The 9,945-nt window shown below is 39.3% G+C and carries 10 protein-coding genes; 4 read left to right on the top strand and 6 right to left on the bottom strand.

Annotation, left to right across the window (positions count from 1 at the left end; all coding sequences use genetic code 11):
• Positions 1-554: 554 nt before the first annotated feature.
• The gene (locus tag L2764_RS16495) at positions 555-1,268 is read left to right on the top strand and encodes a DUF445 domain-containing protein (protein ID WP_248941359.1); all 714 of its coding nucleotides are present in this window, start codon (positions 555-557) and stop codon (positions 1,266-1,268) included.
• A gap of 131 nt (positions 1,269-1,399) precedes the next feature.
• Here the strand turns inward: L2764_RS16495 and gcvA are convergent, their stop codons facing one another.
• Positions 1,400-2,296: a transcriptional regulator GcvA gene (gene gcvA, locus L2764_RS16490; protein ID WP_248941358.1), complete on the bottom strand. Its 897-nt coding sequence runs from the start codon at positions 2,294-2,296 to the stop codon at positions 1,400-1,402.
• A gap of 161 nt (positions 2,297-2,457) precedes the next feature.
• On the opposite strand from gcvA, the gene L2764_RS16485 reads away from it, so the two are divergent.
• Both L2764_RS16485 and L2764_RS16480 read left to right on the top strand, forming a co-directional pair.
• Entirely contained in the window at positions 2,458-3,228 is a 771-nt protein-coding gene (locus L2764_RS16485; protein WP_248941357.1) for a TSUP family transporter, read from the top strand.
• A gap of 829 nt (positions 3,229-4,057) precedes the next feature.
• Positions 4,058-5,341 carry a peptidoglycan DD-metalloendopeptidase family protein gene (locus L2764_RS16480; protein WP_376708435.1) on the top strand — a complete coding sequence of 428 codons (1,284 nt, stop codon included), beginning with the start codon at positions 4,058-4,060 and terminating at the stop codon, positions 5,339-5,341.
• A 75-nt stretch (positions 5,342-5,416) separates the two neighbouring features.
• Here L2764_RS16480 and L2764_RS16475 read toward each other — a convergent pair whose 3' ends face one another.
• Entirely contained in the window at positions 5,417-5,935 is a 519-nt protein-coding gene (locus L2764_RS16475; protein WP_248941356.1) for a hypothetical protein, read from the bottom strand.
• A 196-nt stretch (positions 5,936-6,131) separates the two neighbouring features.
• Between L2764_RS16475 and L2764_RS16470 the strand changes: the two genes are divergently transcribed.
• Positions 6,132-6,452, top strand: coding sequence for a cupin domain-containing protein (locus L2764_RS16470; protein ID WP_248941355.1), 321 nt, complete (start codon positions 6,132-6,134; stop codon positions 6,450-6,452).
• Positions 6,453-6,510: 58 nt separating this feature from the next.
• Here the strand turns inward: L2764_RS16470 and L2764_RS16465 are convergent, their stop codons facing one another.
• The 4 genes from L2764_RS16465 to L2764_RS16450 form a co-directional block, all read right to left on the bottom strand.
• Positions 6,511-7,026: a M48 metallopeptidase family protein gene (locus L2764_RS16465; protein ID WP_248941354.1), complete on the bottom strand. Its 516-nt coding sequence runs from the start codon at positions 7,024-7,026 to the stop codon at positions 6,511-6,513.
• A gap of 34 nt (positions 7,027-7,060) precedes the next feature.
• Positions 7,061-7,498: a DUF3010 family protein gene (locus tag L2764_RS16460; protein ID WP_248941353.1), complete on the bottom strand. Its 438-nt coding sequence runs from the start codon at positions 7,496-7,498 to the stop codon at positions 7,061-7,063.
• 201 nt (positions 7,499-7,699) lie between these two features.
• On the bottom strand, positions 7,700-9,031 hold the full coding sequence (locus L2764_RS16455; RefSeq protein ID WP_248941352.1) for a DEAD/DEAH box helicase: 1,332 nt from the start codon (positions 9,029-9,031) through the stop codon (positions 7,700-7,702).
• 174 nt (positions 9,032-9,205) lie between these two features.
• Positions 9,206-9,817, bottom strand: a complete 612-nt coding sequence (locus L2764_RS16450) for an ester cyclase (protein ID WP_248941351.1) — start codon at positions 9,815-9,817, stop codon at positions 9,206-9,208.
• Between the last annotated feature and the right edge of the window lie 128 nt (positions 9,818-9,945).

The raw sequence follows: 9,945 nt of genomic DNA, 5'->3' as shown, positions 1-9,945 counted from the left end.
ATTCGTCGCCACTGCTTATCGCTAATCATTTTACGAGACATATGAATTTCAAAGAGAAAAATTGTATCTTAATCAGCTAATCATGGCCAATTGTCAACGCCCCCTAGTCATCTAAGCCCCTTTCTTTCATAAAGAAGTCTACAACACAGCGTAAAACACGTTTAGCCGGATCCTGCTTTATAAAAGAATGAGGACAGTGTTTGTGGCTTCTTGCTACTTTAGTTATGGTCGCCCGCATGGATGGGGAAGATAGAGCGACGTTTGAACCCAAGTCGAGAATAACGACACCATACAAGCTCTGCCTTGTATAAATAACCCACAAACCGTTGTGTGAACAATCACCAAAGTTCAATAGCCTCCTAATCTAAAATTGTATTTTTAGGGTAATAACATCTAATTATAGAAGTGAATAGTTGTTATCGTGTGTGAATTAATGAGCAATTTTATTGCTCATTCGGCTTTAGCATTGGTAATATAGCCAAGCGTATTGAAAACATGCATTTGCAATGCGCTTGGGTATATAGCGTGTTGTGGGTGGTTATTATTTTTGGAGAATGAGATTGAATAAGAGTTTGACGACTAACCTTATTGCGGTAGTTTTAGTGATTATCGGTTATTTATTACCTGCGCCTATTATTTTTTCCGTTGGGTTATTTGCTTTGTCTGGGGCGGTGACGAATTGGTTAGCTATCCATATGTTATTTGAAAAAGTGCCGGGTTTATACGGTTCGGGTGTGGTGCCTTCACGTTTTGAAGAGTTTAAAGCTGGGATCTCTCATTTAATGATGAAACAGTTTTTTACCAATGAGAATATAGAGCGTTTTATTTCTGGACAGAGCGAACATTCAGTGCCATTAAATTTAGCCCCCGTGATTGAAAAAGTCGATTTAAGCCCTGCATTCGATGGATTAGTGTCGACGGTTGAGAATTCTCAATTAGGGGGGATGTTGACCATGTTTGGTGGCAGTGAGGCGCTCTTGCCATTGAAAGAGCCTTTTATTAAAAAAATGCAATCTGCTTTAGTCGATATAGCACAAAGTGATGACTTTCATGCAGTATTGCAAGCACAGCTATCACAAAGTCATATGACCTCAGATTTGCGCACTCAAATTGAAGATATCGTCATGAAGAGGCTGGATGAATTGACGCCACAGTTAGTGAAACAAATTATTCAAGATATGATCAAGACACACTTAGGTTGGTTAGTAGTATGGGGAGGGGTGTTCGGTGGATTGATTGGACTTGTTGCAGCTATCTTACCAGTGTAAATGACGTTACCCAATCCAGCAGGATCTTGTACTTCCAACTGGGGTGGGTATCGTTTTAGTTGACTTGCTTTTATCCGACAAGAGTGAAGTTACAGTATTTGATTTGTATCTTTACTCCTTTACTGTCCATTTCATAAAGAGGGATGCCGATAGCTTGAGAATAACGCCAGTAGCCAATCAATAAAAAGTTGTGTTTTTAACGGTAATTGCTTTGAGCTTGACGTTAAAATGTAATAACGATATGGGCTGGTAAATGTCTCATGAAACGGCAGTACTAAGCTACCCTCACTTAATTCCTTTTCGATAAAAAAGCGGGGGATCAGCGCCATACCAATGCCGCTTACTGCAGCTTGACTCAACATATAAAAATGTTCAACGGCAAAATTCTTTTTTGCCGTGAGATCGACTCCTACGGAATCAGCCCATTGCTCCCATAATCGAGGTCGCGTAGTGTGTTTAAGTAAAGTCATTTTATTAATATCACTGACTTTACTGAGTTTTTTAGCCAATTTAGGTGAGCAGACTAAACATAAATCCTCATCCATCAAATCAATGACTGTCATACCTCTGGGGGGCTCAGTGGTGCTACGTATGGCTATATCATAATTTTGCTGTGAGAAGTCAACAGGAAAATCACCAATAGATAGGTCAACAAATAGGTGTGGATATTGAGATTTAAACTCTTCAATACGGGGGATTAGCCAACTAATACTCAAACTGGGTAAGACGTTAATGGACAAGGTTTGTGTGTGCAGTGGTTGGTTTTTTAAATCATATGTGGCGTTATTGAGTGATTGTAATGCTGTTTGAACATGAGGCTGATAACGTATGCCTTCATCTGTGAGGACTAACTGTCGATGTAAGCGCATAAAAAGGGTTAAGCCTAAGTAGTTCTCTAAGGTTTTGACCTGCTTACTGATAGCACCATGAGTGACAAAAAGTTCTTTTCCTGCAAGGGTAAAACTTAAGTGCCTTGCAGCAGCTTCAAAAGCGCGTAATGCGTTGAGTGGCGGTAAATATTGAAACATAGTCTCTATCCGATAGGGGCATAATAAATGATACTGTAGTGGGATCAATAATGGTTTTAGTGTGAGCTAAAGTCACGCTAATGTGATAATAACTCCTTTGAGTTTTTATTGCAAAAAGCGTCTAATAGGCTTCCTTACGGATTAACTGAATATCACTTTATATGGCATTTGAACTGAGTTTACACATTGCTGTCATGCTTTTTTTTGTGGCTATTTTTGCTGGTTTTATCGACTCTATCGCGGGTGGTGGTGGGCTACTGACTATTCCTGTTTTAATGTGGATAGGGCTGCCACCTACCACTGCACTAGCGACGAATAAATTGCAAGCTTGTGGTGGAAGCTTTTTTGCAAGCTTTTATTTTATTCGTAAAGGAGTGATTAAATTAGCTGAAATAAAGTGGGCCATTGTGTGTGCTTTTGTGGGGGCATCACTGGGAACCATCGGTGTTCAATTAATCGATGCCAGTATTTTAGAATTACTGTTGCCTTTTTTAATTTTAAGTTTGGGTGGTTACTTCTTATTTTCAAAAAAAATCAGTGATGATGATAAGCATCAAGTATTCGGTGCAGGGGCTTTTGCACTGACAGCAGCGCTAGGGATTGGGTTCTATGATGGTTTTTTTGGACCGGGTACCGGTAGCTTTTTTGCATTAGCGTTTGTGTCATTATCGGGCTTTGGTTTAGCCAAAGCGACTGCGCATGCAAAGGTCCTTAATTTCTCGACAAATATTGCTTCTCTGATTTTCTTTGCTGTGGGAGGGAAAGTGCTTTGGTTGTTAGGGGGAGTGATGTTGCTTGGCCAAGCGATAGGGGCCTCTTTAGGCTCGAGCTTAGTATTAAGCAAAGGCACTAAAATGGTTAAACCCTTAGTAGTGAGCATGTCATTGATTATAAGTATTAAAATTTTAATTACTCAATATGTTATTTTTTAGTTAAGTGAGCTTAACTGGAAATGATGAGAGCAGGAAAGAGTGTAAAAGTTAATTTAAATCAGTTTTTATATTGTTTTTTCTCGTCATTCTAATGCCACCGCTTAGTGGTGGTATTATAGTCGATTCCAAGGTGGGATTTTGTTGTTCATAGTGAGTGATAACGATAGAGGAAAAAATAGCGGTACTAAGCAAGGTGGCTTAAGCCGCTTAGAAGATAACGCTCATCAGGTTTTTTAAAGAGGTCGTGTTTTGCCTCTTTTGTCACTTATTTTTATTCCCCTCTGTTATTTTATACAATTTGTTTTTTTCTCGTTTTTTATGTTAACTATTAAGGTGCTTTTAATGTAGTCTGGATTTTAAAAGGTTGGTATATTGTTTGAATGAAGAGGTGTTAACAATTTGATAGCATAGTCTTTTAGTCACCTAGCCAGCAGAGGTTCAGCTTAAAACACGTACCTTAACTTTATCTTTATTCTATTTTATAGACGATTGGAGAATGTAATAGGTGCTAATCATCATGTTATATCAGAACTGGCTGAATGTGAGAATGTTTTTTAATCGTTTTAGTGAGTTGTTGCTTCGTTAAAGATAAAAAAGTGAGCCGGTTAGCTCACCTTTGTTGTTTGATCCCGATAACGGGTTGTTTTTGATATGCTGATTAAGTCCCTATTAATGATATTTAATGGTTTGAGAGGCGGGTTTTCTGCTATAAACTAGCGCTTATTTTTTATGTTATCGTGTGTGGATTGAAGCTGTTTTCGAATTTACTTTTTAAAGGTTAGTGCAATACCACACAGTTCATTTTAATTAGAGATAAATGGGGCAAGGTTTGCAGTCGAGTAAGAATTCATTTTTTAAAATGCCTCAATGGGAGGGCGGAAAACTCCCTTTACAGCACAAAACACTGATTTTGGGGCTAGGATTGATCTTGGGGGGCGTGTTCATGTGGCCTCATAGCCATTCGCCTAGCGATCAACGTGTAGCGGTTGCCTTGGATAAAGAAAGTTGGCTTTCTCAATTGGATTATACGCCAGTGCTTGCAGAACCTGTGGGTAAGGGGCCTGACTTTGAGAAAATGGTGGTTAAAGGTGACACGTTAAGTGGTTTATTTGAAGAAGCCAAAATCGATCAGCAAACCCTGTATCAGGTACTTGAGGCTGATTTAAATGTCTTAGCATTAGATACGTTAATGCCAGGTAATACCATCCAATTTTGGCTTGATGATAAGGGGCAACTACAAAAATTGGAGCTGTATTTTAATGCGGCTAGACAAGTCATTTTTACACGTTTTGATGATGCTTCCTTTAATGCAGAAGAAATCAATATTGACGGTATTTGGCAAAACCGCACCGTGAAAGGGCAAATCCAAGGATCATTTTATTTATCAGCGTCTAAAATGGGGTTAACCGCTTCAGAAATTCAACGTATAGAAACGTTATTAAAAGATAAAATTAATTTTGCACGGGATCTTCGTGCGGGAGACAAATTTTCTGTGTTGATCAGTGATCAATATGTAGCAGGGCAGACGACCGGAAGCAGTACTATTCTAGGGATTGATATCCATCGTGGCAACCGTGATATTAATGCTTATCGCTATAGCGATGGTAATTTTTATGATGATAAAGGCCGTAGTTTACAACGTGCTTTTCAGCGGATCCCACTTAAACATAATTATCGTATTAGTTCTCGGTTTAACCCAAAACGACTTCATCCTGTCACGGGGCGAATTTCGCCTCATAATGGGACTGACTTTGCCACCCCCATTGGGACAAAAGTTATTGCACCGGGTGATGGTGTCGTGACCATGGTGACCAATCATCCTTATGCTGGGAAATATATTGTCATCGATTACGGCAATAAATATCGCACACGCTTCTTGCATTTATCAAAAGCACTCGTTCGTAAAGGTCAAAAAGTGACGAGAGGACAAGTGATTGCATTGACGGGTAATACGGGTAGGATCACAGGACCACATCTGCATTATGAGTTTCTTATTAATGGCCGAGCTGTCGATGCGATAAAGGCTAAAATTCCAATGTCAAAAGAGCTATCCTCTAAAGACAAAAAAGAATTTGCTCAGTTAGTGGATAAATGCAAAAAAATGATGGGATGATTTAAACAGTATTCATACCGATCATAGATGATGATTGGTGTTTAATCTTTTTAAGATCCTTCTTTATTGATGTCCTCAACTGGCTTGTCGTTGTTTACTTGCACAACGACAAGCGCCTATTTGGCTGATTGCTGGGCAGTGTTTACAGCGCTTTTTTTGATGTTGAGAAACGCTATCAATATCGTTTAAAATGATAGGATCATTTGATGGTGATCGAGTGACTTGTGGCGTCAATAAATATTTATCGTATTTATGATGGCTGTTTATTTGATATTGTTTTTTGCTTGCTTCGAAGCGACTTTCAGGCTCATCCTCTCTACTTGAACATTCTTTTGTCCACGCGCATGTTGTTACCTCAAGCACAGTGTCTAAATAAGGAAACTGTGGTTGTTCGGGACGAGCATCGAGCTGACGTAATAGTGAGTGATATTTTATTATTTTGAACTTATATTTCAGCTGCTTGTTTTTTACTTTTTCAATATCAGATATTGGTAGAGAAGCTTGAAAATGACATTGTGCTAACTTAGTCTTTGCTTTAAGCAGTTTACGCGTATATTTTTGTTGCTTTTTGATGTGCTCAGTTTCAGTATTCATTGGTAAGAGTACGCGGTAAATTAACAGGATTGACAATCACTATAAATAAAAATCATTATCAGTCAATGTTTGAGTCGTTCTTTCCTAATAGGGATAAATGTATACAAACATTGCGACATTTATCCTCCTCGTTATCGCTCTCATTGAGTTAAGGGTAAGCTTAATTAGGTTAACAATATAAGATAAAGGCATTATTATGAAAAAAATAAATCTATTTGCTCTGCCTCAGTCGTTGGATTTATCTGAAGAAGTGTTTCAGCCCCTTGTGGAGAATGATCACGTTTTGATAGAGCGTATTATCTCTAAGGCCCATGTCACTCCCGAGGGAGAATGGTATGATCAAGTAAAGAATGAATGGGTCATGGTATTGAAAGGGGAGGCTGAATTAACGTTCATTGATGGAGATAAGATGAGATTGAAAGTGGGTGAGGCCGTTGAGCTGCCCGCCCATTGCAAACATCGAGTGAGCTGGACATCTACGGATGAAGAAACCTTATGGTTAGCGGTGCATTATTGACCACTGCGAGTGTTTTCTGGATAAAATGGTCACTTGCTGGTTTTCAATGATCTATTGGTCATGATATGACTTGGTAAGGGTTGAGTTTAGTCTCAATTAACGTCAGATAGAGCCGTAAATCAAATTCAAGTTGGTGATAATCAGGCTCCATGTACACACAAAGCTTGTAGAATGCTTTATTATGCTCTTTTTCTTTTAAGTGGGCTAGTTCGTGCACGACCAGCATCCTTAAGAAGGCTTCAGGGACCACTTTTAATTTAGCGCTGATCCTGATTTCATTCTTGGCCTTTATTTTATTACCTTGTTGTCTGGCAACATAGGAATGAAGCCCTAAAGCCTGATGACTCAGAGTGAGTTTATCATCATAAACCACTTTTGTGACAGGCTGCGACTTTCGTAAAAAAGTGTTTTTAATGTCTTGAGTATAACGATATAAAGCCTTATCGGTTCGAATATCATGAAGGTGTGGATAGCGTTTCGTTAAGTGCTGGGCCAGCTTCCCCTGCTCAAGTAACTGCGATACTTGCTGTTGGATATGGGCAGGGTAGCCTGCTAGATATTGTAGAGTTGTCATCGAAGATTAAGGGCGCAAAATACGCCCTTTAAGGTTAATCCTGTTGGTAAATTTTGGATGTTTGGTATGCATAAGCGGCTTCAAATGCATTTTTTTGAAAACGTTTCATGCTCAGGCCATCAAAATCAACCATAGGAGGATTGCGTTTCAGCTGCTCTTTAATATTGACAGGGTTAATAAACTCAACTGGAATATCAATCAGCTGGATTGCGGCTTCGAGTTTAAAACTGGTTGCACTGCCTGCTAATTTTCCTTTTTGTTCACGCGAGATAATAATAACTTTTTCGACGTGATAATCTTGCATTAGTTTGCTGAAAGCAAAATGAAAATCGCGGATTGACTCTGTTTTATCTGAATGAGAAACAGCGAAAGATTGCTGACGGCAATCGGGGACATTAAATGTGTCACCTTCATAACTGAGTAAACTGATGATGGCTTCACCACCTTTTAATTCCACACCACAAACTTTCATAAATTTCCTATAAAACTGTCAATATTGACGTTATTGTATCTCTTATTACAAAAAGCATCTGTAATAAGAGTGATGTTAACCATTATTTATTTTCTACCCAGCCCAACAGGTATCGACTGATAGTACATCTTTACCTTTATTATGAGCGGAGCCTATTCATTATTTTATGATAATGATGCTGGTTAAAAATGATGATATCGCTTAATCATCTTTTAATACGGTTTTGGGTTTTCTCAGCATAGGCGCATCACCAATATCCACGCCCGATAGGAAACGTTTATCACGTTTGGTCGATGAGGCCGTTGGTGTTTTCTTTTTGGCGCTTACTTTAGTACGCTTTTTAGCGGCAGCTTGATTCTTTTGGGGCTTTGATTTGTCTTTTAGGCCTGTAAACTTCGGTTTCAGATCGTCAATAACACTGAGTTTGAATGTTTTATGTAAGAAGACTTGCACGCTCTTGAAGTTATGCCAATCTTTGGGGCCGACAAGTGAAATTGCATCCCCCTTACTTCCCGCACGGCCTGTGCGACCAATACGGTGCACATATTCTTCAGCGAACTTAGGCATATCAAAGTTAACCACTAAGGAGACATTTAATAAATCCAGTCCGCGAGAGGCCACATCGGTAGTGACAAGGATTTTTTGCAATCCACGGCTAAATTGATCCATGATTTGATTACGCTGGCTTTGATTCAAGTCACCACTTAATGCCGCGGTATTGAATCCTTGTAGGGACAATTTGTCTGCTAGGCGACTTGTATCTTGTCGAGTGGCGGTAAAAATAATAATCTGTTTATGCTGCTCTTGTGTTAACAAGCGGGAGAGAACCGCTTCTTTATGATCTAAGTGATCGCATAAGTATACATGTTGGGTAATGTCAGTATGCGCGATATTGGCGGCCCCAATGGCAACATGTTCGGGATCGGCTAATAATTCAGCTGCAATATCATTAATGTCAGTATGATCGAGGGTAGCTGAAAACATTAATGTTTGTCGACGTTTATGATCGGCAGCGTTATTAATGGCTTTTAATTGTTCAGCAAAGCCCAAATCAAGCATGCGATCGGCTTCATCCAGAATGAGTAATTCTAATCCATTAAGGTGAAGATGGCGTTGAGCAAGATGGTCGGCTAACCGTCCTGGAGTGGCGACGACAAAGTGAGGATCACGAGCCAATGCTTTGGCTTGATCGTTAAAATTCTCTCCCCCTAATATTTTAATGGCTTTGTATTGTGTATTAGCGACTAACAAACGTAGCTGGCTGTATACTTGAGTGGCTAGTTCTCGGGTCGGTAATAAAATAACGACTCTAGGATCGCGTTTACTGAGTGCGCGAGTGGAAATGATTCTTTGCATGGCGGGTAATAAAAAAGCCAATGTTTTACCTGAGCCCGTCTTTGATGAGGCCATCAAGTCTTTACCTGCAAGAGCAAACGGGATGGCTTGTTCTTGAATATCGGTAGGGGTGTCGATCCCCATATGTTTGAGACTCTGTAATAGACGGTTATCGAGTTGAAAATCGGTAAATAGCAAAGAAGGATACCCCTAAAATAAACATAATCGGTCATTATACCCTAGGTTACTATAAGCAGACTAGATGAAGATTCAAAATTCAGTACGGTATAAACTCATGATGAAGACAATATATGGCTGTTTGCACCTCACTAAAGCACTACTACCACAATTATTAGTAAAGCCTCGCCAGTGTTAAGGCCTTTTTATCTTTCGGGATGATTTCTTCTGCTCGTTGTTGGCGTTGTCACTCAATGATTGTAATGACTTAGGTGATTTGAGGATCCCTAATTGAGTGAACATGGAATACATATCCCATATGACCCAGCTTTCGGCTATTTTGTGGTCTTCAATGCGATCAATTTCAACACCTGACCAAGAAATGCGCTTTCCCGTGGACGCTAATCCGAGATATTCATCCGTTTGTGTGGCAGTGAACTCCCAGTAAGTTGTGACGAACTCATTTTCAGCAACTTGGCGTAATATTTTTACTGTAGCGTCAGAAAATGAAGCATGGTATTGAGAGACTAATGTCTCCCTCTGGGTTAAACTTTCTGCAGCCACTTGACCAGTAATAGAAGGAACTTGATGATTAATATATTTTTTAACAAAGACTTGCTCTGGGTTGACGGTATTGTTACTTGCCCACATGTTGAGTGAGAGTGTGGAAAGCTCTTTGTTATTTTCAAGTGAAGTTTGTTGCTTATCTAATGGTTTTAGCGAAGATGCAAGGGCTAAATGGTTTACACTTGTCATAAAAATAAGTATGAGTAATCGTAAAGGGGATGTTCTTTTGCTAAGAGCCATTACGGACTCCTTGTCAATATTGAGGAGAGCGGTGTATTAATTTTTTGATCCATTTTTACTATTGAGCTGTTTTAACCATTTAGAGAAAGCTTGGTTATTCTTTTGTTTGGATGTTTCATCGATTTTTT

Origin of the sequence: Shewanella surugensis, from assembly GCF_023284005.1 — a bacterium.
GTDB classification, from domain to species: domain Bacteria; phylum Pseudomonadota; class Gammaproteobacteria; order Enterobacterales; family Shewanellaceae; genus Shewanella; species Shewanella surugensis.
This window is presented reverse-complemented; position numbering and strand designations above follow the sequence as displayed.